The sequence below is a fragment of the Enterococcus sp. RIT-PI-f genome (assembly GCF_001297065.1).
GTDB lineage: Bacteria > Bacillota > Bacilli > Lactobacillales > Enterococcaceae > Enterococcus_D.
In genome coordinates this window covers 1-24,280 of record NZ_LHOX01000014.1, presented here as the reverse complement: position 1 = coordinate 24,280, position 24,280 = coordinate 1, and the positions used below count along the sequence as shown (strand labels likewise).

Sequence of the window (24,280 nt, the reverse complement as noted above, 5' to 3'; positions counted from 1 at the left end):
TCCTAAATATAATCATCGACTTTGATCCGATTGATGGATTCATAACTATCGAAAAAGGCGCTTTCTGGTGACACACCGGAATCCTTTAGATATTTTTTCGCCAATTCTGCAGGTGAAGCAGCTTCTTTATGTTTTGTTTCAATAATCGTTTCGTGCGTCGGTTTTTCGGGTGTTTTTTGGCTCTCCACTTTATCTTTTTTCGTTCGGTGATCACCTGGTGCTTGAAATGTTTCTTGAACGACTTTGTTTCCACCGGACGTTGGTCTGTTTGAAGCAGAGACCACAGTGCGATCGATTGCCTGACTTGGTGCTTGATGCCCTGATTGACTTGATACATAGCTTGTCGTAGATCCTGACGCATTGGATCCGGAATGACGTTCTACCGTCACAGAACCACTTTGAGGAGCTTGAACTGTTTCTTGAACGATTTTGTTTCCACCGGACGTTGGCCTGTTTGAAGTAGAAACCACAGTACGATCGATTGCCTGATTTGGTGCTTGATGCCCTGATTGACTTGATACATAGCTTGTCGCAGATCCTGACGCATTGGATCCGGAATGACGTTCTACCGTCACAGAACCACTTTGAGGAGCGTGAACTGTTTCTTGTACAACTTTGTTTCCACCAGACGCTGTTCTGTTTGAAGCAGAAACCACAGTGCGATCAATTGCTTGGCTTGGTGCGTTACCTGGTGCTTGATGTGATACGTAACTTGTCGTAGAACCACTAGATGGACTTGCGCTAGATTGACGTTCAACTGTCACAGAACCGCTATTAGGGGCATGAACCGATTCCTGTACGACTTTGTTTCCACCGGACATTGGTCTGTTTGAAGCAGAAACCACAGTGCGATCGATTGCCTGACTTGATGCTTGCTGCCCTGATTGGTTTGATACATAACTTGCCGTAGATCCTGAAGCACTGGATCCAGAATGTCGTTCTACGGTCACGGATCCGTTTCCTTCAGGTGTGTACGCTGTGTCTTGTATGATTTGAGCGTCACCGACGCGACCGTCTGTATGTTTGTTCGGTGCTGAAACCACAGTGCGGTCACTTGCTTGATTTGATACAGATTGAGGTGCTGGTCTTGATGCACCACCTGTCACAGAATCTGCGGACATACCTGCACTAGAATGACGCTCATTAGTCGTAGAACCAGATGTTTGATTTGTCTGCTGAGAATAAACTCCTGCAGAAGCCGGTTTATTGTTTCCTGTAGTCATAACAGAACTACTTCTACCAGTAACACTATTAGATTCTTGATGAGAAACGTTACCTGGTGTATAACCTTGGGAATATTGTCCACTCATTTGACTACCTTTAGTTTCAGAATCACTTATTTGGTCTTTTGAATCACCGTACGTGACTTCTGAAGGGGTTTGAATGGCTTCTTGATCATTCGTTCGATTCATTGAAACGTGTGCTTCAGCTGAATCATTATCTGTATCTTCTTGATTTTGGTTGACCTTATTAGCAGCTGCTTTAATGGCTTCTTTTCTTTCTGTTGACTGTACAGACGGGATTGTGGATCTCTGATTATTTTTATTTCCTGCAGCCGTAATGCCATTAGATACTGCTTCATTTTTAAGTGCCGAACGTTGGCCATTTTGACCCATTTTATTGAGGTCATTCGGCGATATAGACCGAATACTTTTACCTTGTCCATCTGGCGAAAGACTCGGATCAGATGAGATTCCATTAGATACTGAAGGCTTGGTCATGCTGCTTAAATCAGGCGTCTCATCATTCATTTGAGACAGGGAATCTGTTTTCGCAGAAGAATTACCTTCACCATTGTTTTGGGCTATACTGGCCTCATTCTTGGATTGTGTAGGTAAATTTGACCGAGCTGAACCGTTTGATTCTGTTTCTGGATCCATTTGATCTTCTGCTCCGAACGCTTGCCGGACATTTGAAACAAGAGATTGTAACCCACTTCTGGATGGTTGTTGACCCATAGCGCTTTTAGATTGATTTTGAATCGATTTATCATTGTTGTTGCTTTCATGTACCCCATTATTGACTTTCATTCGGTTCATAGTGCCTGATGCGCCATCTTTGATGCTTTTTGCAGTATTTACACCACTTTTCATCATTCCTGTCGCAGCTTTTGCCGCAACGGCCGTTCCCATAAGGGCTTGCCAACCAGAACGAACACCGATATCAATACCTAAGAACTTACCAAAGAAATTTGGCCCATCAATTGTGATTCGCACACCAACGATACATAGGACTAAATAAGGTAAAAAGTCGACGTTTAAACTACCAATATAAGCAAAATAAAGTTTGAAAATACTCAAACTAAACCCTGTTAACATAATGGCCAACAAGCTGCTGCCCATATCAAGGAAGATTTTCTTTGTGCGTTGACCCGTTTCAATGTCTGCTACAGAAAGAATCGGAAACATTAATTTCGCAAAGATCAACTCTATCAAAGAGGTCGCAATAATAAACGCCGAACAGATAAACGCAAACGATACCGTGATTAAAGATAATGTAATCGTGCCTGTCTTGTAAGAAAACCTAAATTTTCCTTCTTTAAAGAAGTCAAACATACCACTTTCTATTTTCTCAGATGTGATTTTTCCGTCTTCATCTGTTTTAAGTTTATATTCTAAGTATGATACTTCATCTTTATTTTGTGCTTTTTCTTTAATATTAGATAACTTATCCGGCGTGATGACTTCAGTAAGATCAGTTGCTTTAAATCCTTGTTCTGAAAGATTGTTCTTTTTCGTACCGGCTTCTTTATTAAGTCGAGAAAAACCATTTTTGGAAGCATACTGCAGATCGGCCAAATTTTCTTTGACGATACTGTAGGAAAGAGTACTTTTATCTGTTGTATCTAAGTTTTTTGTTTGACCATATACCTTTTGTGCTAGATTCACGCTAGAGGTGATCATACCTGGTAACTGAACACCCAAACAAACAAAAAGAACCGCCCTGAAAAGGCCGGCCTTCAAATCAACGCGTTCATTTAAAATAAATTTGTACGCCAAAACGATGATCATAATGATCAATACGGTTAAGGAAAGTACCCGCATACTCGTATAGATTTTTCCGATAGTGCCATTATTTAAAAAACCGAATACTTTAAATACTTGATCTAAAATATCCTCGACACCAGACGCTAACTTATATAAACCTTTGACCCAGCTGCCACTGATCCATTTAAAAATATAACTGAATAGTGTTGCGTCTTGAATCCAATCACTAAATTTTTGGAGAAACTCTGTTGCTTTTTCCGTGTCACTCACCTTCCAATCATAAAAAAGAGACCCTCATTAATAAGGATCTCTTTCTTGTCTTATTCTTGATAAATTGCTACATAATACATTGGATCGTCTGCATAAATTGCTCGTACTTCTTCTAGCGTTGACGTAGATTTGGAATAGTTCTTTGAAATTGGCACAAATGCATACCCTTCATGATCTTCATCATAAAAAACATTAAAATCAGTCGTATCAGATGACCCATTTAAGGATTTGAAAATACCATTGTTTTCTGAATTAACTATATGGTATTGATAAAGTCCTGTTTCCTTTTTTTCGATAGAATAGTCCATTTCTTCTGAAATACCGCCTTCAATACTAGAAGCAGTTACTTTGCCTTCAGAACTTTTTTCAATCGTAAATCGTGGTGCATCTGAAGGCGAGTTTGCCATATAATACACTTGATCCTCTTGAAATAGATCCGCAAGCTTTGATTCTTCTGAACTTGTACATCCACTAAGAAAAAATAGACTTCCTAACACAAAAAATATCCCTAAAAAACCCGATCTTAAACGCTTCACAATAACCCCTCTTTTTCTTTTGATTTTAATTTAGTATAGCACGTCTACTCATTATCTAATCGGACTAAATTAGAAATATCTTTATAGTGCGGCTCTTTTAAATAAAAATTAGCCAGTTGTAAAAAGGCAGCCCGCTCTTCTTCTGTGAACAATGCTTCATAATTGGGATTCTTGGCTTTTTTAACAAAATCAACTAAGTCCAATGGTAGGGTATCTGACGATTGTGGGTTGATTGAAGTTTTGATGATATCTTGATAATTAAAGATATCTTCGTCACTGAACCGAACCAAAACCGATTTAAATGTACTTTCATCGATTTCAAATTTTTCTACAACTGTCTCAATACCTTCTGCCATCGATAAAAAGATCGATCGGTTGATTGACTCTTCAATCAAAGCATCGACGTCGATCGCATTTTTCGTTAGGTCAAAGTGTTTATGTTCTGATGGAATCGTAAATTCTTCCATTGATTGATCTGGATTAAAATACTCTGACAAATACTCATAACGAAAAGGCATAGCTGTTTCTTTCGTAGAAAAAATAGCATAAGAACGGATCTTTTGGCGCTTATTGTTTTCTCGATGCAAACGTAAGACCACCATTTCACCCATCATCAATGTTGAAAGTTTATAGGGTGGAATGATTCGTTCAGAACCGACATTGGTTTGTTGGCTCGTTTGAAGAGATAAAGGATCTTGCTCACCCATTGAATGTTTCTCAACTGTTTTTTCACCCACACGTTTTGATATCTCTTCATGCGTATCCTTGTCTTGACTCATGATATATAAATGATTTTGGCAATTTTCTTTGATGATCTTTGCCGTGTACTCGCCATATACAGCACTTAGCTGCGTATAACTTTGTAAAAACAGATTAAATAGGATATTGCGACCCAAACAGACCGTAACGATATTATCCATACTTTCGATGGCTGGCATATTCCCAAATTCATCTAAATTAAAATGAACACGTCGGAAACATTTACTGCCTCTGGTGCTTCCGGCATTTTGTGCCAGTGTTGTATACAACTGTTTGACAAACATGGATGAGATCACATTTTTGGATGGATCATAATCAGGCGTGATCATGAATACAGCGATTGGTTTTTCTGTATAGAAAAGTTCACATTGCTTCAGCTCGTCTAAATCACCGCTAATTCGATTTAACTCACCGTCTTTTTCCAATAAGGTGATTGAATAAGTCACTTTCTTCTCCTGGTAAACAACTTCTAGCTGATCACCCATTTTCAAGTTCAAATTGAAGTTCAAATCGACTACACCAGCCATATTCGGCCGAATCTTTTCTAAACCAATCACTTGACCCTTTCGAAAAAAACGAACTGTTAGAAGTTGGTCATACATCGATCGATCAAATTGGAAGAACAATGACTTAGGAAAACCCACAGATTTCAGTTTGAAACTATTCTTAGAGGTCATCTTCGCAATTGCTTCAAACCCTTGGAAAATCGTCAATTTATCAAGGACAGCGCTTTGAATTGGCCCTTTATTCTTCGAATCCATGGAAGAAAAAGAAGAATACTGTGCTTTGGCAATGTGTCCTTGCGGCAAACGTTCAAAATACAGATCAAGTTCCGTGTACTCTTTTTTAGTGACCCGATCAATGATTTTGCGGTTCGTCATTTCAATGATCCACTGTGCTGCATTGTACATCGTGATCTTTCCTAAATCGTCCTTTTCCAAATAATAATCGATCAGGGCTAAGATCACACCGTTTAACAGCTTCTGCGCACCACTATAGACCCATTTGTTCTGACCTGCGTTTGGATCATTGAACAAGGCATAAGTAAATTGATCCACTAGCATCTGCGCAGAAGAAGAATCCCCTCTTACGTAAGCATCAATGATCAGCTGCAGCGGGTTATAACTCATGGATTGATCTGGCGCTTCTAAATTCAATACTTGTACTTCATAGCCCCTTTCTTCTAACGTTTCTTTTGATCCTTTGTATAATTCGCCTTTAGGATCATTAAAAATCATCGAACACTGTTCTTTTGCTCGACTCAAGATATCGGTCAGGGGAAAAACGATCGACTCACCTTTACCTGACCGACTTGTCCCTAAGATGATCGAGTTAACTGTATTTCGATCGATATAAAATTGATTATTATGATGCGTGAGCGGAACACCGCCGATCCCTTCAAAGTGATTTTTTCGATCAGGTACAGCTGGATACTGCTCTTTGATCTCCTGGATCGTCGCCAGTCGTGCGTCGCCTTCTTGTCCATAATTCAATGAGTCAAATTTACGACTCAGCTTTTTAAAGACGAACCAGGAAAAAAAGAAGGCTATCGGCAGCGTAATAAGCAGCTGCTTATTCGTTCCTACATGAAAAAATAAGGAACGGGCAAAATATGGAAACGTCTGAAATAGTTGACCAGCCGTTTCGAATTCCTGTTTCACTGCCAAACTGATTGCTTGGCCGATGATTGGTACAAAAGAGAAAATGAAATTAATCAGATAGTTGCTGGTAAAATACACCAAGAAGAAGACACTGAAACAACCAATAAACGCAATTGGTGCATGGCGTTTGTGTTCATCAGCTAGTCCTTCTCCTTTGATCGAATAACCACGACCTACATAAAGGGCCAATTTTTTTAACCCTAAAACACTAAAAAAGCGGTAGAAAAAAGAACGGTTTTTACTTCTTACACGCATAAGACCACCCTATTCCAATACCTTTTTTGCTTCTTTGGCTTTGTCTTGCAACAGGTAAGCAGAAGATATTTGCTGTTTTTGATGCAACGACAACTCTTTTTTCAACACATCTGACAGTTCTTGATAAGTTGACGTAATGGCTTTTTGATCTTGTTGTAAAATAGCCAGATCCAATGAACCATAATCAGACGCACCTAGCTTTGTCAGTTGCTTTAAAGTATCCGTATCCTCTTTTTCAAAGACGACTTGCACCACATGATCAATATTTTCGGGATATTCTTTCGCCGCTTCAATAAAGTTTCCAGCACTGATTTGATCATCATAAGACGGTACCACTTTTTCTACTGATTCAAAGCTTTCATAAGAATTCTCCGTTTGTACCGCGGCAGAAACCGTCGTTGCACTTGGATTTTGTTGCGATTTGGCATGAACATAGCCGCCAAAACTGGCTAATGCAAGTAACACAGCACCACTCATCGTGATTTTCTTCCATAAGGATTGCTTACCTACTGCTTGTTGTACGGCACTTGGTTGTGTTGGTACTGCTTGCGGTGTCGTTTGTAAAGGAATGCCTTGTTGCTGCTGTTGAATAAAGGCCATCAGCTGTTGTTGCGTTGCTAAGTTTTCAGCCCCTCTTCTGGTCTGATCTTCGATCAATTTTGCCAGGAATTGAGAGATTTCCATTTCTTTTTGTTGATTTTGTTGCTTCGTCGATTCCACATTTTGCACGGCTTTGTCTTTTAGGGACAATTCTTTTTCTTTTATAGCCAATTCACGGTCACGTTGCGCAAGTACCGCTTTTTCCCGCATTTCTTGTTCATGGATCCGCCGTTGTTCTTCAAATACTGGCTGTGATTCAACCATTTTTGATTTCATCGACTGCAGATACTGCAGCTCTTGATCTGTCACTTGTTGGACAGACTCCACTAGAATTGATTTCAGTGTTTCAATCTGATTATTTTTTTGTTCAATTAGCTGGCTATACTGAAATTTACGGGCTTTTTCTGCGTAATCTGACGTGATTTTTTCTTCTTCGTGTTTCAAATCTTCTTTTAATTCTTGTTCAAGCTGCGTTGCTTTTTCTTGTTGATCCGCTTTGAATTTCACATCCAATTGATACAATTCGTCTTGATGCCGTTTAGCTAGTCGCTCAAGCTCTTCTTGTTGCCGCTTTTGGATCCTGGTTTTATCTAACTCAAGTTGATTTTCTAATGAAGTAAATGTCGCTTCGATCTGTTTGGCATAGGCTTGTGTCAATTCTTCCTTACGCTCAAGTAAATCTTTTGAACGTGCTTCAAACTGGTCATCTGCCGTCACTTCTTGATGAATGATCGTCAATTCCTTGATAAATTTATTTTCCAAATTATTTTTCGCTTTATACAAGCTGGAGATCAAATCTTTGTAAAACGTCGGATTATAGTGCGTTCGAATAAACTCTTTCTTCAATTCACTCAAATAATCATTTTTATCTGCGAGATCAAAATACGCAATCAATTCTTGCGTCTGACGATCAAGTTTTGCTTCTAACTTTGTGATCAATGATTGGATCGGGTTGAAAATCGGCTGATCTGTAAGATCTAAATAGGTATCTAGAGAGGGAATCATCATACCAGGAACCGATGCTGTGGTCGTAGAAAGATTGGTCGTTTCTTTGGAAACAGCCATATTTCCGATGTCTTCAGTATCTAATTCAGGTTCTTCAAAGTGTGTTTCGTCCTCTTCTTCTACTGTTTCATAATCAGGAACATAGGAATCGTCAGAAGAATCACTAACTGTCTCATCTTCAGCTTCAAAAAAATCAGTGACGGATTCTTCAGCCGTTGGCTCGATTAATTCTTGATGTTTCTTATTAGGAAATACGCGAGAAACCAACTGTTCAGCGGCTTCGGGTAATTTTATTTTTGGTAAGGACAAGCTGCCGATCAAAGAGGGTTTGTCTTGTTTATTCAATGCTTCAGTCGGTTCATAAGGTTGATCAAATTCAATGAGCAGCTCATTTTCAAAGGTTTCAAACTCATCTTTTTTATTGCCTTTTAAATTTCTCAATTCTTGAATGATATCCTCATCGATCAAAAGATCTAATGGAACGTCCTTAGCTAACGATAAAGTGAACTCCCAATAATCTTTGGGGCCTTCTGTTCGATGGATCTCTAAAGTCATACTTGCATTCAAGGCACCGATTTCAGCTTGTTCTTGGTAAAAAAGTTCTTTTGCCTCTGCTAATTGATACTTTTTGTTTATGACCAAACGTTTAGAAGCTTTCATTTCTTTAGGTAATTTCGTAAAACGCAAGATATAATTTCCCATGCTCTTCTCCTTTAAAAAAAGATGGACAGATTTTTTTCTCCCCATCTTTTCCTATGATTTGATTTAGAATTTTTTACCAATGCCTGAAAAGTAAGTCGCCAATGATACAGCGGACATGATCACGATCATGCCTACGGCAATACGAAACCACATGCTTTTCGCCACGTCAGCTTTTCGATCCGAACTCATAAACATGATCCCAGCAACGATCGTCATAATAACTGCCACAGGTAAAGATAGTTTTTGTAAAGCCGTATAGATCGTTTTTCCAGCACCATCTAATGAGCTGACCCAATCATTTGCTGGTAGTGCTAGTAGTGCTATTTGTAGTTGTAGTTTCTGTAACATGTTTTTCTCCTCCGATGTTTGGTTGATTTTTATTTGATACAAGCGTGTGTAACTTTGAAAGGACATACGTTTCACATTGTCTTTCAATCGTTGATTCTTCCCATTCCTTATCTTTTCCTTCAAGGATGGCCATTTTTTTATCTCGTAAATGATCATTCGACCATTCTTTGAAAGATATACCCTCTTGGGAAAGTAAATCTTTCGCAGCTTCCACATATGGGGAAACTGTAGATTTTTTTGCTGCCATACGCTTCCTCCTTCCTTTCTAATTGATTATCTAAAAAAAGAAAAACCCCTCGATTTTTTCGAGTAGGTTCGTTTTTGTCTTGGTTCCATTTCCGGTAATACTTTTCGTTCTTCGTTGAATTGCCGGTTAATTTCCATGTAGATTTTTGCGCCATCCACGGTATCTGATTGAAGCGATAAAAACTGATCTTGTAGAATATCCAATAATTGGATCGCTGGCTGGATAGGATCTATTTTTACGTCTTCTATCGCAAACTCTTGTCGATCATTTTCAATAATTACTGACAACGTCGTAGTCTCCGATAAAGAACGCTGCAGCTGCTCTAACACTTGTTGCGCTTGGAAGATACCGTGGATCGCTTTTTTGTTCAATACACGGTATTTTCGAGACAATTTCTTGTCTACATTCGAAAAATGAACCCGATATTGTCCTGTCACTTGATCACCTCCTTACATTCGAATCGTGCCTTGTTCCCACCACTGATTCCAAAAATCTTTGATCGATTCTTGATAATCAAAAAATAATTTGATGATCACGCAACAAATAGCGACCGTGATCGCTATTCTAAAAAATTTGATCAATGTCTTACCTATGGTTTTCATGTCCTCACCTCACTTGAGAAGGCGCTTGTCCCATGACTCCTAGCTTGATATCCACTGAGTCAGGTAAGAAAGTGATTGGATAAGTCGCTTTGATCGTATAATCCACAACTTCTCCAAATGTCACTTTTTCATTTAAACGGGTACTTTCAACTGTATACCACCCATGAAAATGCTCTTCAGAGTATTCTTTCAACTCCGAAACAGCTTCTGGCGTCAATCCGCCCTTGCGTTCGATTTGGTAATTGACTTGTTGCCGGAAAGTAGTGATCGTTTGCAGCTGATAACCAAAGACTAAAACACCGCAAAAAACGATAATTGAAAAACATAAGAAAAATGCACTGAAGATCTCACCTAATTCATCTTCTGTTCCCATTAAATGTCCACCTCCTAAAAATAGATGAATAGTTTTCCTAGATTAAATACAACGATCGAAATACCATTCCCTAATAGAAAAATCACAATAATAAGCATGATTTTGAGAAATAATCCTGAGAATTTTTTCAGCTTATATTCTATGATCTGGTCGATTCCTTCCATTGTTTCGTTCATAGCAATTTTTGCTAAACGATCGATCACTCGCAAGTCCTTGACCCCTTGGTCTAAATCAGCCAGCGTGATCATGAACAAGACACTGCTATCTGTCTCAGACATTTGTTTGGCAAAATTTTCATACGGTTCATAGCTTTCCGGATGGTGCGTAATATCTAGCATCAATCGCTGAAGGATCTTTTTATCGATCTCATTAGGAATTCTTGGCAAAAGTCGCTCTAATATCGAACGTACATTGATGCCACCTTTTGTTTGCTTTAAAACCGGAACGAGTAATTTTTCAAAATCTGAAAACTGTACCTGACGTTCAAAACGAAATTGATAATACGTATTAGAGATTCGATTTAATTTAAGCCAATAGGTTGCAGCACTGAACAACGCACCTATCACAAACAATTGCCAGCCAAGCAAGATGCCTAACAATAGAAACGAAACAACAAAAAAGAACAGTAAAAGAATCAAGCGCTTTGTCCACTGTTCAATATCAGAAAGACTATTATTCATTAAAAGGAGATAATTGTATTGCTTTTCTGGCAAGAACCGAGAGAAGAAAGGTTTTTTTTGATTTTTTGCTGATTGCTTCAGACGAACTGTCATATTCATTTTTTTGTCCGCACCTCCAATTCCGTTACTGAATCATCAAAGTAATCTCTAAAGAATTTTTTAAAGATAAAAAAGAAAGAAACAGAACAGATCGCCGCAATCGTATAGCCAATGAAATGATGGGCAAACCCTTGAATATACTGATCAAGATTACCCGTCATGATGTAAGACGCCGCATGCATAAGAAGGATCATACCTAAAAAAGCAATGGTCATGATTTTGACCCCTGCCCATAATGTGTCCTTAATTCTCCGAAATTCATTCATCTTTTCCAGTACTTTATTGTGATAGGTCAGTATTTCTTGTAACGCTTCTACATTTTCTTTTCCTTCTTGAAGAATGGTTTCTAATTGATCCAGATATTGGCCAAAGAAAAGATCTGTTCGATACTTTTGCCCCAGCGCTTTTAATAGCTCCGAGACCCTTTGTGGATCTGATCCCACGTTCAACGCGGCGATCAATTGACTTAATTCGATCTGCAGTTCACCATCCAGCCTTTTGGCAACCATCTGCAATGATTGATCAACTGTCCGACTGTGGTCTTCCATGACCTGTGTCATCAAGGTCAAAAATTTGTTTCTGGCTAAAAATGATTGGGTTTCATATCGACGGGCAACAGTTTGCGGAAGGATGATCTTGTATCCTAAATAAAGTCCGCTCAATACCGCAATAACCACTGCCCACCAGACATAGGTCATTAAAAACACCAATCCACCAATAATAAAAGCGGGATAGCCTATGAGAAAGATCAAATCTTTACCAGACAAACGCTGCCCATATGCACTGTTCAATGCATGCAGCTCTTCGATATTTACACGATTGGATTGCTTGGTTTGTAATTGACTAATTCTCATGAGTATTTCCTGCTTCTTCTACTGCTTTTTGAAGTAAACTAGTCAATTCAGGTGACTTAGTTAAAACTGATTGTTCTCTTTTCGGAAAAGCAAAATCAATAAAATGCTCCCCCATCCGACTGACGTACTCTTCTGATAACAGACCAGTCGTTTCATAAAATGTACCGTTGTTTAGAACTTGTTTGAACAATGTTGTGGCAATTTTTTCGGTCGAGTACTCAACTATTTCTGATAAGTAGCGGACTTTATGGAAAATCAGTTTTTCTCGATCGATCTCAATATAGGCTGTCTTGATATGAAAACCAAAATCAACATACGTTAATACGTCTTCTTCAACTGCAGTCTCATTGATCGAATACCCCATCCCAGACATAGTCACTAAGCGCCTTGGATAGGAGCGACAATTTGGCCCATGCAATGAAGTGACACCTCTATGACCAGTTCTTGCGGCTTGAATCATTTCATACGCTTCAGGGCCCCTCGTTTCTGATGGAACGATCCATTTAGGATAGTTCCGTAAAGATGCTGCAACCAAGTCAGAGATTGTCACAACGCCTCCTGTCACAAGCGAGAAGATATCATTTTCAGGCAATATTTTCTTGATATGCGTTTCAGGAACATCTTCGATCATGAAAATACGATCTGTTTTTGGGATAAAAGAAAGCATCAACTTCATAAATTCCGTTTTACCAGATCCTGTTTCCCCACCGATAATAGCCATACAACCTGTTTTCATGATCACTTTTAGAAAATCAATGATGTACGCAGGCGCAAAATCTGAAAAGTTCTCCATCGTCAATGCCAGTCTAGGACGTACGACCCGCAAGGAAAAAGTAGTACCAGAAGGGCTTAACACTTTATGGATCGCATTCACACGTAATTTTCCTAGGACACTATCAAGAATTGGATCTGTTCGGCTGAATGGCTTACCTGCAGCGTCCGCAAATTTTTTGACGATCCGAAAGATTGCCGTTTCCGGATCACGGATCTGTAATTGATCTGCTGTATAGAATCGCCGCTGAGTCGCATTTTCAACGGTTAGAAATGTACCGTTCCAACCGATATCAGTGATCGTATCATCATTTTTTAGCAACTGTTCGATAAATCCTAACCCAACGATTTCATCAACGACATATTCTGCTTTTTTGATCCCAATTTCATTTTTTCCATAGCGTTGCTCTTCCAGCACGATCGTCACAAGTTTTTGACGCAATGCACTAGAATGAAAGGCTTCAGTGACTAGTTCCGGATAATTGCTAACTAAGTCTTCTCGAATGCCGATGATTTCTTCATCTGTTACAAGTTTGATCAATGTCCCATCATCCGATTCGAGGGGCTCTTCAGTCGCGTGCTTTAATTGTTGATTCAAGAGAGCCGTCGATACTTTTGCGGTCAGTTGCTTGCCTAATCGATCATTCGTGTCATTCGTAGCTTTCTCTTTTACTTGTATGACCATCCTATCCTCCTCCTTCAGGTGTACTTAATACACAAGTGGCTTCTTCAACTTGACTATTGACTTCGACATATGCGCGTATTGCTTTGATGCCCTTGCCATCATCCGTTCTCAAATAATTAAACGAGATATTGACTGCTTCTTTTGCATAAATCGGCTGCTTCTTTACAGATTCAGTAAACTCTTTTTCAAAATTTTCCTCATTCAGATAAAAAGCACCTGGTTGAATGCGCGCAGAGTCATCTTTATTCGATATGGCCGTTGATCTCAAAGCCTCTACCAAGTTAAAACTTTCGGTATCTCTTTTGAGAGAGCCGACAAAAAACCATGAGATCATTAGCATAAACACCATACCTAACAAGACGATCGTGATTTGTTTAAAATATTGTGTCATTTTTTGTTGCTCCTCTAAGAAACCACAAAGGAAGAAAGATTAACTTCCTTCCTTTGCATTTCAACTTATTTCCCAATAGACAACGTGTTGATGTAATCTGTTACTTTGTTCAACATAGAGGTTGCTTGTTCAGGTACGTATTTGATCAACAGCGCGCCTAACGAAACAACAATAACGATCATGATACCAACACCGATAATTGTATTCATGTGATCTTCAACTACTTTCATGTGTTCACCTCCTTTTTGAATTAAAAAGTACAAGCCACTAAGGCTTGTACTTGTCATTTAATAATCAATGCTTTGATCTCATCATAAAATTTTGTACATACTGCAGCGATCCCAGTAAAGAAAACAACCACAGATTGTACCAATTGATTGTGCTGAATGGCAGAAGTCAATGATACAGTAACGCCGCCAGTCCCCGAACCAAAATTTAAAAAGGACGAACTCGCCTGGTTTAACAGATTCAATGGAATATCTAGAAACTGTCTGACCAGAAACAACAATAGAAACAAGCCTAAAAAGCGAAAGATGACTTTCCTGATACTACTGTTGGATCTTTGAAACTCCGTTCGTACGTTGTAAACAGTTGTCCCATACATTTTGTCCAACTCCTTATTTGCCACGTAACCATTCTATATCTTCACTAGACCAGCCATTTGGCGTAGTAGAGTCTGGATATATCGGGGTCAAAAGTAATTCATCATCTTCTTTCGTATGACTATCGATCGTGGCATACATATATGCGTAAATCTCTTGTGTATTAATGACTTCAAACTCAATTTCATTAATACCTACCGGTGATTCGCTGACAAATTTGATTGGATAGCTTCCCTCACCGTTTATCCAAATTGGTACGTACAGTTTATTCCCCCCTTCAAATAAATTTTGATTCTCACTAGATAATTCAATTTCTTCTTTTTGAGCCTTAAGAAATGAAGCACCGTCTCCTTGTCGGATCAAGACTTCTGGAAACTCATATGACATGGATTCTTTTGTTTCGCTTTCATCGACCTCAGCATCAAGCGTGATCAAATCAATTGCTTTAAACCCAGATTGCTCTTTAAGGTTCATAGTCGAATCGACGAGATTAGGATCGATCAAAAGCTTGGTTTGTATCGTCGAAAGATCACCTAATGCATTGGTATAAGAAAGCGTATAGTGATTCAGATCAATACCATAGCCGCTTTTGCTTTTAGAGAGTTTGGCTATCGGAATATTTAAATCTTCGTAATAAGCTTTGATTTCTTTGCCGATTTCCCTTTCGGTCATGACGACTCCTTGATACTTCAGTTCTTTGTCTTTTGTATCAGTGGCGGTAATCTTCTTTTGACTTGCCGTGTGGCCATCGGTATCAATTTTTCCTTCCTCATCAATTGTATTTACATTGATTGGATTGTATTCCTCAATACGTGCTTCATAATTTTGGACTTGGTCGATCTGTAAGCCTTTCGCAGGAACCGTTAACGTAACAGAAAGTGGGAGATCTTTTGCCAGGTATGTTTTGCCTGCCACTTTTTTCCCTGTCTCTTTGTTATATAGATTCAAAGCGACTGATTCACTCTCTCCGGCCTTATTGATGATCTCTTTTTCAAGGTTGATCTCAACCGGCAATCCTTTAGCTGCAGCTGCAGTAAAGATCCTGATACGCTGTAAGCCTACTTCAAAATTAGGTCGAATCTTATAGTTCACTCGATTTGATACGGGCGAAAGTTTATACTTAGTCGCTGTATTGATGGACGTTTCATTGTAGTAGATATCCCCAAACACATTATTTTTAGTACCCATCTTGTAATGAACAGATACCTCATCTTTGTTGGTCAAAATATCTTTTATCACAAAAAAGACCGTTTTTACTTGTGATAGATCCTGTTTTTTGGTCGGTTCATACAAGACCCATTGATCTTTTTTAAGATCAACCTCATTAGGATTGACGGTAGAAATAACCTGGCTATTCAAGTAAATTTCAACATCTTTTTGACTGTCGATCGAGATTTCTTTCAAGAACGTTTCCCCAGAAAATTGACTGCCGACTTTATCACCAGAATAAGGTAAAACAGTGATTCCTTTGACTTCTAATTCATTGTCGATTGTGGTGTATGGGTTCACCGTCAAAGTATAGTCACTATTCTTTTGACCATACGCTTCGTCAAGAGATTCAAAAATACCCACCATGCCGACTTTTGTAATAGAAATACTGCTTTCAGTCGTTCGCAAATGCTCTTTACGGGTATCTAAGGGGCTTGAAATGATCGTTTGAACCTTCTGTGAGGTCTGCACCCCAGAGTCCAAAGCTAAAGGATTGATAGACGTTTGGTACGTCACATCTGGCACCTGTTTTGAATCGACACTCATGAGATAATCCCACGATAAGGTCGTCCGGCCATCAGCTAATTTTTCTACCTTAGGTTCCTTCGTTTGACCCGCCATTTTGGCTGATCCCAAAACATAAGTCAATCCTTTATCTAAAACCTGTTTTAACACGATTCGATTATCTTCTCCGCCAAATTGTCCAGTAACAGGAAACACAACAGAACTTTTCACCGACCAATTTACAAGTTCTGAATTGTAATAGGTTTGCTTATCTGAAGTGGCCACAGAAGAAACTTCTGCATTTAGGATAGCCAACGTTTCAAAATTGACTGAATTTCCTACTGGTGATTGTAGTGTCGTTAAGCTACCCAGATCATCATAAAGTGAAGGCGTGTTGTAGCCATTTTCTTTGATCACTACTTCAACTTTTCTTTGTTTATCCGGATACATATAACCCTGAATCGCTTCGACATTATAGGTGCCTGCTTCGTTTTTACTCCCTATTTTTTTGGTGGTCACTTTCAAAGGGATTGAAGCAGTTGAAAATGGTGTGCCACTACCTAATATATCTTGCACATCATTTTTAATTGCACCCACCGGACCAAATTTGATTGCTTCTTTATACGTTGAATACCAGGTATAGTCGTCTTTCCCATAACCAGTGATGTTTTCAAATGACATATCTTTATTTTTGGGAACGCCAAAGTAGATCTTTTGTTCATTTTTATTGTTGCTAATACGACTTCCGTCATATGTGACATAACCGTACTGATATAGATATGTCAGTGCTTTTTCAGCAAATTCTTCCGTTAACTCAAAGCTTTCAATATTCCATTTATAAATCATCGTACCACCGCCATAGGAATACATTCTACTGTTCAAATCCGCTTTGATATTCACGTTTTGTCCAAGCACGACACTTGTATCACCTTTTGATACATTCCCGTAACTAACGTTTACAGTTCCTAGTTGTTTTTGACCAGGAAAACTAAAAAAAGTTGTCTGTAAAGAATAGGCACCACTGGGGTTGTTTCTTTCAAGCATAATGATTTTTTCTGATGTTAATCCCAGATCAATCGTCTTTCCTTCATCATCAACATAAGAATCTAGTACGATTTGAGCAGTATAATAAACATTATTGGCTTTATTCTTTGTATTCATCTTTCCAGTCCCCACCGCATATTCATTGGGACTTTTCACAATAAAAGATTGTGTACTGAAGGCTTTTTCAGTCGCTGCGTATGCTTTAGAACCTTTATAATTATCTGCGCGATATTCTGGAAACGTACTACCGATCACATATCCATAGTTACTCCCATTTACTTTAACTTTGTTTGAAGAAACAACTGATTTCTCCATTGAATAAATTCCACTATCCCAAACATGATTTCCCGATTCTTGTTTTACGATTTCGTAGTCATTCGTATTGGTCATTTTAGATTGTGCCACACTATGATTTTTAGCATACTTCCAAGTATAAGAACCCAGTGTTTCACTCGCAGTATCTTCTTTTCCTTTTCGTACCAGATCGGTTGTAATATTTTGATAATCAAAAAGTTGGATTGGAGTGTTGTCTGCTAAAAAGTTAAAATTCACATTTTTTTCTTCAGGATCATCCCAATCAACTCTTCCAGATATCTCAATATGAAAATTTAATTTGCCAGAAGGAAAAGTGGCCCCTTTTAGATTGTTTTTATTTTTTAAGGGCACGACATCAAAAGAGACGCCAAACTGGTACAACATCGAAAAATCGTCTTTTGTAGCAGATGAATCTACTGATTGATAAAGCATTTGACTGATTGAAGTTCCTATATATCCTTTACTTACTTTTACATCCACACTGACTTTTCCGGAAGTTTTTACCGATTTCAATTCCTTGAATTCCGCTGAAATTTTATCATTAGAAATATCTTGGCCATCTACACTCAGCACTTCTACTTTGATTGTCGGTGTTAAAACAACGCCAGTCTCTGCACCTTGCACTTCAACAGTTACAGGGATCATGATCGAGTTTCCTGTTTGCGCAATCGTATAAAATTGTTCAAATTCTACTTTGGATTGATCAATCGATTCTTTCCCTCCAATTGCAAAACGTGCGTTTACGCGGCCATTGGTGACACCATTTTTTAATGTACCCGTTAATTTCAAACGAATATTCTTGAGCATATCCGCTTTTTTGGGATTGATGGTCACTTTTACCGGATAGGTGATCGTATCAAACGTACGGACAATGCCATTATTAGGATCTGAATCATTGCCTAATTGATCGTTTGAATCAAAAGGTGCTGTGCCATCAAGTACCTCTTTGTCCTTTATAAAAGCTTCAAATTCAAATAGATCATTTTCCCCACTACCAATCTCATCAGCAGCCGCCGAAATTTTGGAGGAAAACAGAAACAGCAGCAATAGAAAAAGAAGCGGGAACCTTATTTTTTTTAAGAAACTCATAACATCGTTCCTTTCTTTTTTTCTGATAACCTTCATCTTTGGGCGGCGCTCTAGATTTCATTTACGTTCTCCCTTCTTTTAAAAAATTGTGCCTCTATACTGACTACCGACATTTTCTAGACTCGCCCTCCTTCATTTTGGTAAGTTTTAGCGTTCTTGATATTCAAGGTATGAAGATCATTTTTTTCTATGGTTTGTGTTTGATCCACAATAAAAATAAAATCTCCGTTGATAAAAATATCTTTTTCAGCGGCTTTTTGTTTTGTTTTATCTTTATCGATCACAACATCTACGTGATCCGTATTCCCGTGTAACACTTGTTTCCCAGCGACCACTTGTACAACGGTCTTATAATTACTTTTTGTGATCAGTGATACTTCATCGATCTCAAAAATACTTTGACGATCGACCAAGCCATTATTAATAATTTCTGCCAGCTTATTCACACTTAAACGAATATACTGTAATGCTTCACCGTTTCCTGTAAAACTTAGGGAAACCTCCTTTCCTACGGTTAAATACAAGGTTTTCTTTTCAGCATCCATCTGTTTCTACCCTCCCTTCAACTTTTTTGAACCCATCATTTATGGACTGCGACAGACTTTTCTCATCTTTTCCTCCTTTAAATCAACAAAAAAAGCTTGAGAAAAGAGTTTTCTCAAGCAGCGACATTTTTTATATACAAATAGTAAGCTAATTTAATTGCAATAAATCTGTTTTTATTTATAATAGCAAAAGACATAATAGTTAGGTCTTTCTAGCGGAAACTAGAAGGCCTTTTTTTATTTCTCTTCTTCAATCAACAGCAATAACTACACCAATCTTCTTTAAAACAAACTCTGTTGCCCTTTTTTCTGTTTAGTAGAAATAGGTGTTTCTTCGAGAAATTGCGAAGCGGTCTTTTGATACTCTGTGCCATATTGATAATCAAGCTTGTTCATTATCTGCTGTAAAACATTACAACTTCTGGTATCTCCTGACCTGTTCATATAATTCATTTCCCTAAAAAAAATTTCCTGCACTTCATTTCTAAAGTCTTGTAAGGTAGACACTTAAATCACATCCTTGATTCGTGAATTTATGCTTTGTCAGCCTTTCTGATATCTCTAGCAGTTTGAAAGAACTTTCTTTGCGCTGATCTCAAAAGCTTAGTATTCTTACTTAAAGTTTTATCTTTTTTCCAGAAATCAAATACTCTGTCTTCCTTATCAAGATAGTCTGCTAAAACTATCCATTCTTCTCCGGTTAGATCATTCTTCATTTTCTTATCCTCCTAGTTGGTAATATTGGTGGATAGTGGAATTACTCAACATCTTCGTCTTTGAATACCCTCTTATGGCAATCATCACAATGCCACCATTTTCCATAAGTGGTTTTTAAACTGTCATACATAGAACCATTTTCTATATCTATCGTATTACTTGCGTAATAATGTGAGGGACCAGTCATATAATCCTTTCGATAGAAGATAGGACAGCCACAATGTGGACAATCGTTAATTGGTAAAGTCACTTTTTGTCCCCTACTTTCTATTGGAATAATATTTTAACTTACTTTTCTTTTCCCAAAGAACATCATATTTCGACATATCTTTGGTAACGTAGTAATGATATTTCATTCTAAGACGTATCCAGTAATATCGGATCATCAATCTGCCTCCTATTCCTTAAAATCTGTCAATTACTAACTCCAATACTTTTCGTTTTTATCGTTTTTAGAAATGTATTCTTCAAACTCAATATCCTCGCTACCTTCCACATCGACCATTTCTGAATGAGTTACCCCTAATGTTCTTGCTAGCTCTGCAACTGCATGTTTATTTTCCGAAGCCATGAAATGCAACGCTGCGTTTGCACATGAAATAAATCCAGCATTTAATCCTAATTCATACTGACTTTTTCTAGCCATTGTAAATTTCTCCTTTTCCGCTATTTCTTCAGACAAGGTCAAAACCGATCCCAATCATCTAATGCACGTTGATCTGGCGATAATTTGGCTAATTTCTCATTGTAACTGTCAACAAGAATTTTGTGTCTCAAGTCCTTCAAATTATCTATTTTGATTGACAATTCAGCCCTTATTAATATCCTATCCTCGTTCAGATCCATCAACTGTGCACTGATTCGACGAATCATTCTTTCAATTTCCTGTAGAGTGTGTTTCTTGAAAGAATGATCATAGTAACAATTTTTGAGTAGGTACTCTTGATTTTCTTTTGATAAGTACTGGTCAATATTTTTTAGAAGCATTTTGAACCTCCTTAGTTGTGTATCTCTGTCAATTAATGACTTCACCGTCTTGCCACTTGATCAGTTCTCCGTTACGCCAAACTGGATGATCTCTTTTAACAACCGCTTTATCAAGTCTTTCTTGTTCTTCCTGTGCTAAACGTACTTGCTTTCTTACCCATGATTCTTTGAATAGGTTAGGATTATTTTTCTTCATTTTTTTTATATTGTTGTTTCTCATGTCCATCCCCCTATAAATCTTATACAATCAACGGTTAGAAAAAGGTGTTGAAGTAGCATTGATCGCAGCGAACGTGAAAGTGAAAATGAAGATAAATACCGCAACCTTCAGCAATCCCATACTAACTTTAAACATCATCTTCAAGAAAAACTTTACAACTGCCAATAACCTATTTGTCTTCGTCATAACTTCAACTCCCTTTTTAAATTTTAGTGTTAACCAATTAAACATCTTTTGTTTACCAGATTCGAAAATAGAACAAAATAAAAGTCGCAGATTTTTACAACCGGAGAAATCTAACTCCTATGAAGGCCGGATATTCGCTCGCACACGTGCGGTCTTGGCAAATCCTTCAATGTTTTTGGCTCACCAGTTCATTATATTCCTGGTTACTCTAAACCCCTTAGTAGCCATGCTGTTTAGTTTAGAGGGGCGTTCTAATACCCACATTCATTTATTCAATTGGTTCTCGATACTCGTTCGTTATCAACTCATATCAAGATTTTGCTAGAAACTAGCAAACAAAAGATGTTTAATTAAATGTTCAAAAAGCAGTTACGCTCTTTTGCGTTCCTGGTACCAATAATTTTGAATCATTTCCTCGTATTCCTTTTCTTCTATCGCAGTGATCAAGGCATACACTTCTAACGCTCGTTCCGCTCGATGGTTCCGGACTTTGAAATATTTGTTTTCCCGTGTCGTTATCAGACGACCATTTGAATTTAATCGTTGAGCAATGACTCTTTCCTTTTGATCAAAAAGAAGTTTTATTTGGGGAAAGATCGTTTCCGTTTTGGCAGCCCCGAAAAATATTTTTTTTGGCTTCCCTTTTTCAAAAAGAGTTGTATAGCGATAGGCGTTTTCGCCTTCGATCATCCAATGCTGCGTGTTAAATAGTTGAACCGTTGTTTTAATTCTTGCTAGATCTTTAACGTATACTGCTAACCCTTTTGTCATTTTCTTTCCCCATTTCTTGATTCATATTCATAAAAAAACAAACAAAAAGGAGGTAAATTCACGAGAACATGAATTTACCTCCTAAGAATCGCGGGATCTCAAACGAATATAACAGAAGCCTATGAAGACGATGAAATAACTCATCCTACATGTATCTATGTCTGTTGAAGTCACGGTAAAGCAAAAGTATATTTTTCAATAATACACTTACTAAACCGTTTCTCTCAACAAACATTATCTGTTATAATTACATCGTTGTAGATAACCTACGACGCAAAGGAGCTCAATCCGTTCAGGTGTTGCGACACTTGATTGGAAACCGAGGTTGATCAATGACTCCTGCATGAGTTGGCGCTCTGCAGTGACGAGATTTACTTCGGGGGCTCCTTTTTGTTTGGCTTTGTAACGAATACGTCAAACAAAAATTTGTTTATATTTTTTTATGTGTAAAACATAGCATAGTTAAAAATTTTAAGCAACTAATTTATTAAAAAAGAACATTGAAGGTTAAATGTAAGATTAATCTCCAATAATTTTTATAGGAACTATCATACTAAAATTATACACTATGTTGCTCTGTAGAGCAATTTTTTTTGTGTTTTAATGGTATTTTTTATCTAAAAGGATTACATTATATGGATAAAAGCGAATTTCATCAAATCAAAAATTTACTTAGTTTACAAATTAAACATCAACGGATAAAGCATGGCTATTCATTGCGCACTTTATCATCTTTAACAAATATAGGATACAGCCATTTATCAAGGCTTGAAAACAACAAAATTGATAGCCCCAAGTTGGAAACCTATTTAATTATTTTTGAAGTTTTAGAAATATCCTTAGAAGATTTATTTAGAACAGTTGATAACTTGCCACCATTTAATCGTTATCCCCCAGAAAGCTAGTTTATACTAGCTTTTTTTATATTATAAGCGACTTCGCAATTTCTCATAAAAAATAATAGCCGGCATATCAATTTAATTTAGTAATATACAAAGTCACTCAATTAATATAAACGAAAATTGACTAATGTGCTGCGATTAGCGTGTACCAATTTGAACATCTTGTGTTTGAACACTAGTAGAACCAGTTAACAAAAATAAGATTAAGTCTAAACTCATGCTGATTTCCTCCGATAATTTTATTGTGCAAATATTTCACAAGACAAATAGTACCACCCTGTAAAATATTTACAACAAAAAAATAAGAATTGCCGAATTTAGCAATTTCTTCTGGAGGTTTGATGAGCTGTGCATGAGAATTCTATCATTTTAATACAGATAATTGAAAATATAAGGAAAAAAAGAAAGCTGTCTCAGAAAGATTTGGTCGCTGGTATTCTAAGTGAGAGTGTTTACACACGTTTAAAACAAGGAAAAAAAGAAATTCCTATGTTTTACTTGGTTCCGTTAACCAAAAGATTGAACGCACGAATCGAAGATATTTTGGATCTTTACTATCAGAGCGAGAATTACGAAAACAAATATCTGTTCAAACGATACAACATTGTGACAGATTCTCATGATGTACAAGAAGCTATTTTGCTCTACAATGACCTTTTAGAGAACGAAAACAATAATTTAACAATGATCCGTTTGAGAATGCTGCTTGAGAAATATTTTTCAAATGACACTACTCAAATCCCTAAAATTGATATCACTGAAGTTCAGGCACTAATGAATCAAATTTTAGTAACCACGTATCTGACTTCTTATGATCTTCAATTTTTCGCAGACTTTATGACCCTATTATCTACTGATCAGCTACAAATAATTAGTCAGAAATTACTTACAGTGGATTTCAATGTTATGAATTCTTTCAACCATTTTTACAAAAAATATTATCCCATCTGCTTGGGGAACCTATCTGACTGCTTGATGGACTTAGGATACTTTGATGAATCTAAAATCGTATTGGATAAGTTAGCTTTCGTTGCAGATCATGTGGACTCAATCGAACTAAAAATGTGGGCACAATACCTGACAAACGTATTAAATATTTACATGGATGATCAACCTAATGAAAAACAGAGGCAATTAAATAAATTAAATAAAATCGTTACGGATTGGCAAAAACTATTACCATCCAGTCATTTAGTTGAAGGCTTACATGGTGCTTTCCAGCGTCTATCTGACAGAAATGGTGCTCGTCCAAACAACATCCAGATTCAACCCGTTTATATTTTAAAACCATAGAAAAAAAGCCTGGTATTCATTGCTAGGCTTTTTTCTATGATTTTTAATCGACTTGCTCTTTCTTTTTTTTT

At 37.5% G+C, this 24,280-nt stretch carries 26 protein-coding genes; 2 read left to right on the top strand and 24 right to left on the bottom strand.

Features of this window, described 5'->3' with window-relative positions:
• Window positions 1-2: 2 nt before the first annotated feature.
• From AEQ18_RS15805 to AEQ18_RS06450, 24 genes are all read right to left on the bottom strand, one after another.
• Entirely contained in the window at window positions 3-3,257 is a 3,255-nt protein-coding gene (locus tag AEQ18_RS15805) for a pLS20_p028 family conjugation system transmembrane protein (protein WP_200908900.1), read from the bottom strand.
• Window positions 3,258-3,307: 50 nt separating this feature from the next.
• A complete protein-coding gene (locus AEQ18_RS06550) occupies window positions 3,308-3,793 on the bottom strand; it encodes a hypothetical protein (RefSeq protein WP_235505501.1) in 486 nt (161 codons plus the stop codon).
• Between the two features lie 44 nt (window positions 3,794-3,837).
• Window positions 3,838-6,468 (bottom strand): VirD4-like conjugal transfer protein, CD1115 family, encoded by a 2,631-nt coding sequence (locus AEQ18_RS06545; RefSeq protein WP_054115576.1) that lies wholly within the window; start codon window positions 6,466-6,468, stop codon window positions 3,838-3,840.
• A 9-nt stretch (window positions 6,469-6,477) separates the two neighbouring features.
• Window positions 6,478-8,775, bottom strand: coding sequence for a hypothetical protein (locus AEQ18_RS06540; protein ID WP_054115575.1), 2,298 nt, complete (start codon window positions 8,773-8,775; stop codon window positions 6,478-6,480).
• A gap of 63 nt (window positions 8,776-8,838) precedes the next feature.
• Window positions 8,839-9,123, bottom strand: coding sequence for a TrbC/VirB2 family protein (locus tag AEQ18_RS06535; RefSeq protein ID WP_054115574.1), 285 nt, complete (start codon window positions 9,121-9,123; stop codon window positions 8,839-8,841).
• The gene (locus AEQ18_RS06530) at window positions 9,071-9,370 is read right to left on the bottom strand and encodes a DUF5415 family protein (protein WP_054115573.1); all 300 of its coding nucleotides are present in this window, start codon (window positions 9,368-9,370) and stop codon (window positions 9,071-9,073) included. The genes AEQ18_RS06535 and AEQ18_RS06530 overlap by 53 nt, the downstream gene beginning before the upstream one ends.
• 26 nt (window positions 9,371-9,396) lie before the next feature.
• Window positions 9,397-9,807 carry a hypothetical protein gene (locus AEQ18_RS06525; protein ID WP_054115572.1) on the bottom strand — a complete coding sequence of 137 codons (411 nt, stop codon included), beginning with the start codon at window positions 9,805-9,807 and terminating at the stop codon, window positions 9,397-9,399.
• A gap of 12 nt (window positions 9,808-9,819) precedes the next feature.
• Window positions 9,820-9,972, bottom strand: a complete 153-nt coding sequence (locus tag AEQ18_RS15750) for a hypothetical protein (RefSeq protein ID WP_162838223.1) — start codon at window positions 9,970-9,972, stop codon at window positions 9,820-9,822.
• A 4-nt stretch (window positions 9,973-9,976) separates the two neighbouring features.
• A complete protein-coding gene (locus tag AEQ18_RS06520) occupies window positions 9,977-10,345 on the bottom strand; it encodes a hypothetical protein (protein ID WP_054115571.1) in 369 nt (122 codons plus the stop codon).
• Between the two features lie 14 nt (window positions 10,346-10,359).
• Window positions 10,360-11,124 (bottom strand): hypothetical protein, encoded by a 765-nt coding sequence (locus AEQ18_RS06515; RefSeq protein WP_054115570.1) that lies wholly within the window; start codon window positions 11,122-11,124, stop codon window positions 10,360-10,362.
• Window positions 11,121-11,978 carry a hypothetical protein gene (locus AEQ18_RS06510; RefSeq protein ID WP_054115569.1) on the bottom strand — a complete coding sequence of 286 codons (858 nt, stop codon included), beginning with the start codon at window positions 11,976-11,978 and terminating at the stop codon, window positions 11,121-11,123. The genes AEQ18_RS06515 and AEQ18_RS06510 overlap by 4 nt, the downstream gene beginning before the upstream one ends.
• Window positions 11,968-13,434 (bottom strand): CpaF/VirB11 family protein, encoded by a 1,467-nt coding sequence (locus tag AEQ18_RS06505; RefSeq protein WP_054115568.1) that lies wholly within the window; start codon window positions 13,432-13,434, stop codon window positions 11,968-11,970. Before AEQ18_RS06505 ends, AEQ18_RS06510 begins: the two co-directional genes overlap by 11 nt.
• A 1-nt stretch (window position 13,435) precedes the next feature.
• Window positions 13,436-13,825 carry a hypothetical protein gene (locus AEQ18_RS06500; protein WP_054115567.1) on the bottom strand — a complete coding sequence of 130 codons (390 nt, stop codon included), beginning with the start codon at window positions 13,823-13,825 and terminating at the stop codon, window positions 13,436-13,438.
• A 65-nt stretch (window positions 13,826-13,890) separates the two neighbouring features.
• Window positions 13,891-14,055: a hypothetical protein gene (locus tag AEQ18_RS06495; RefSeq protein ID WP_235505500.1), complete on the bottom strand. Its 165-nt coding sequence runs from the start codon at window positions 14,053-14,055 to the stop codon at window positions 13,891-13,893.
• Between the two features lie 53 nt (window positions 14,056-14,108).
• Window positions 14,109-14,429, bottom strand: coding sequence for a hypothetical protein (locus AEQ18_RS06490; RefSeq protein WP_054115565.1), 321 nt, complete (start codon window positions 14,427-14,429; stop codon window positions 14,109-14,111).
• A 13-nt stretch (window positions 14,430-14,442) separates the two neighbouring features.
• A complete protein-coding gene (locus tag AEQ18_RS06485; protein ID WP_054115564.1) occupies window positions 14,443-18,588 on the bottom strand; it encodes a hypothetical protein in 4,146 nt (1,381 codons plus the stop codon).
• A gap of 116 nt (window positions 18,589-18,704) precedes the next feature.
• Window positions 18,705-19,133 carry a hypothetical protein gene (locus AEQ18_RS06480; protein ID WP_054115563.1) on the bottom strand — a complete coding sequence of 143 codons (429 nt, stop codon included), beginning with the start codon at window positions 19,131-19,133 and terminating at the stop codon, window positions 18,705-18,707.
• A 282-nt stretch (window positions 19,134-19,415) separates the two neighbouring features.
• Window positions 19,416-19,640 (bottom strand): hypothetical protein, encoded by a 225-nt coding sequence (locus AEQ18_RS06475; RefSeq protein ID WP_054115562.1) that lies wholly within the window; start codon window positions 19,638-19,640, stop codon window positions 19,416-19,418.
• 26 nt (window positions 19,641-19,666) lie between these two features.
• Window positions 19,667-19,849, bottom strand: a complete 183-nt coding sequence (locus AEQ18_RS06470) for a hypothetical protein (protein ID WP_054115561.1) — start codon at window positions 19,847-19,849, stop codon at window positions 19,667-19,669.
• A 422-nt stretch (window positions 19,850-20,271) separates the two neighbouring features.
• On the bottom strand, window positions 20,272-20,496 hold the full coding sequence (locus AEQ18_RS06465) for a hypothetical protein (protein WP_054115560.1): 225 nt from the start codon (window positions 20,494-20,496) through the stop codon (window positions 20,272-20,274).
• A 38-nt stretch (window positions 20,497-20,534) separates the two neighbouring features.
• Window positions 20,535-20,837, bottom strand: coding sequence for a hypothetical protein (locus tag AEQ18_RS06460; RefSeq protein WP_235505499.1), 303 nt, complete (start codon window positions 20,835-20,837; stop codon window positions 20,535-20,537).
• Window positions 20,838-20,865: 28 nt separating this feature from the next.
• The gene (locus tag AEQ18_RS15575; protein ID WP_054115558.1) at window positions 20,866-21,057 is read right to left on the bottom strand and encodes a hypothetical protein; all 192 of its coding nucleotides are present in this window, start codon (window positions 21,055-21,057) and stop codon (window positions 20,866-20,868) included.
• Between the two features lie 27 nt (window positions 21,058-21,084).
• A complete protein-coding gene (locus AEQ18_RS15680; protein WP_160316055.1) occupies window positions 21,085-21,243 on the bottom strand; it encodes a hypothetical protein in 159 nt (52 codons plus the stop codon).
• Between the two features lie 369 nt (window positions 21,244-21,612).
• Window positions 21,613-22,014 carry a hypothetical protein gene (locus tag AEQ18_RS06450; RefSeq protein WP_054115557.1) on the bottom strand — a complete coding sequence of 134 codons (402 nt, stop codon included), beginning with the start codon at window positions 22,012-22,014 and terminating at the stop codon, window positions 21,613-21,615.
• A 635-nt stretch (window positions 22,015-22,649) separates the two neighbouring features.
• Between AEQ18_RS06450 and AEQ18_RS06445 the strand changes: the two genes are divergently transcribed.
• Both AEQ18_RS06445 and AEQ18_RS15905 read left to right on the top strand, forming a co-directional pair.
• Window positions 22,650-22,919, top strand: coding sequence for a helix-turn-helix domain-containing protein (locus AEQ18_RS06445; protein ID WP_054115556.1), 270 nt, complete (start codon window positions 22,650-22,652; stop codon window positions 22,917-22,919).
• 345 nt (window positions 22,920-23,264) lie between these two features.
• Window positions 23,265-24,209: a helix-turn-helix domain-containing protein gene (locus AEQ18_RS15905; RefSeq protein WP_054115555.1), complete on the top strand. Its 945-nt coding sequence runs from the start codon at window positions 23,265-23,267 to the stop codon at window positions 24,207-24,209.
• The last annotated feature ends 71 nt before the right edge of the window (window positions 24,210-24,280 follow it).

Coding starts and splice junctions, on each gene's coding strand:
- AEQ18_RS06545 (WP_054115576.1), bottom strand. CDS start 6,468: ATGCGTGTAAGAAGTAAAAACCGTTCTTTTTTCTACCGCTTTTTTAGT.
- AEQ18_RS06540 (WP_054115575.1), bottom strand. CDS start 8,775: ATGGGAAATTATATCTTGCGTTTTACGAAATTACCTAAAGAAATGAAA.
- AEQ18_RS06535 (WP_054115574.1), bottom strand. CDS start 9,123: ATGTTACAGAAACTACAACTACAAATAGCACTACTAGCACTACCAGCA.
- AEQ18_RS06530 (WP_054115573.1), bottom strand. CDS start 9,370: ATGGCAGCAAAAAAATCTACAGTTTCCCCATATGTGGAAGCTGCGAAA.
- AEQ18_RS15750 (WP_162838223.1), bottom strand. CDS start 9,972: ATGAAAACCATAGGTAAGACATTGATCAAATTTTTTAGAATAGCGATC.
- AEQ18_RS06520 (WP_054115571.1), bottom strand. CDS start 10,345: ATGGGAACAGAAGATGAATTAGGTGAGATCTTCAGTGCATTTTTCTTA.
- AEQ18_RS06515 (WP_054115570.1), bottom strand. CDS start 11,124: ATGAATATGACAGTTCGTCTGAAGCAATCAGCAAAAAATCAAAAAAAA.
- AEQ18_RS06510 (WP_054115569.1), bottom strand. CDS start 11,978: ATGAGAATTAGTCAATTACAAACCAAGCAATCCAATCGTGTAAATATC.
- AEQ18_RS06505 (WP_054115568.1), bottom strand. CDS start 13,434: ATGGTCATACAAGTAAAAGAGAAAGCTACGAATGACACGAATGATCGA.
- AEQ18_RS06500 (WP_054115567.1), bottom strand. CDS start 13,825: ATGACACAATATTTTAAACAAATCACGATCGTCTTGTTAGGTATGGTG.
- AEQ18_RS06495 (WP_235505500.1), bottom strand. CDS start 14,055: ATGAAAGTAGTTGAAGATCACATGAATACAATTATCGGTGTTGGTATC.
- AEQ18_RS06490 (WP_054115565.1), bottom strand. CDS start 14,429: ATGTATGGGACAACTGTTTACAACGTACGAACGGAGTTTCAAAGATCC.
- AEQ18_RS06485 (WP_054115564.1), bottom strand. CDS start 18,588: ATGAGTTTCTTAAAAAAAATAAGGTTCCCGCTTCTTTTTCTATTGCTG.
- AEQ18_RS06480 (WP_054115563.1), bottom strand. CDS start 19,133: ATGGATGCTGAAAAGAAAACCTTGTATTTAACCGTAGGAAAGGAGGTT.
- AEQ18_RS06470 (WP_054115561.1), bottom strand. CDS start 19,849: ATGAAGAATGATCTAACCGGAGAAGAATGGATAGTTTTAGCAGACTAT.
- AEQ18_RS06465 (WP_054115560.1), bottom strand. CDS start 20,496: ATGGCTAGAAAAAGTCAGTATGAATTAGGATTAAATGCTGGATTTATT.
- AEQ18_RS06460 (WP_235505499.1), bottom strand. CDS start 20,837: ATGCTTCTAAAAAATATTGACCAGTACTTATCAAAAGAAAATCAAGAG.
- AEQ18_RS15575 (WP_054115558.1), bottom strand. CDS start 21,057: ATGAGAAACAACAATATAAAAAAAATGAAGAAAAATAATCCTAACCTA.
- AEQ18_RS15680 (WP_160316055.1), bottom strand. CDS start 21,243: ATGACGAAGACAAATAGGTTATTGGCAGTTGTAAAGTTTTTCTTGAAG.
- AEQ18_RS06450 (WP_054115557.1), bottom strand. CDS start 22,014: ATGACAAAAGGGTTAGCAGTATACGTTAAAGATCTAGCAAGAATTAAA.
- AEQ18_RS06445 (WP_054115556.1), top strand. CDS start 22,650: ATGGATAAAAGCGAATTTCATCAAATCAAAAATTTACTTAGTTTACAA.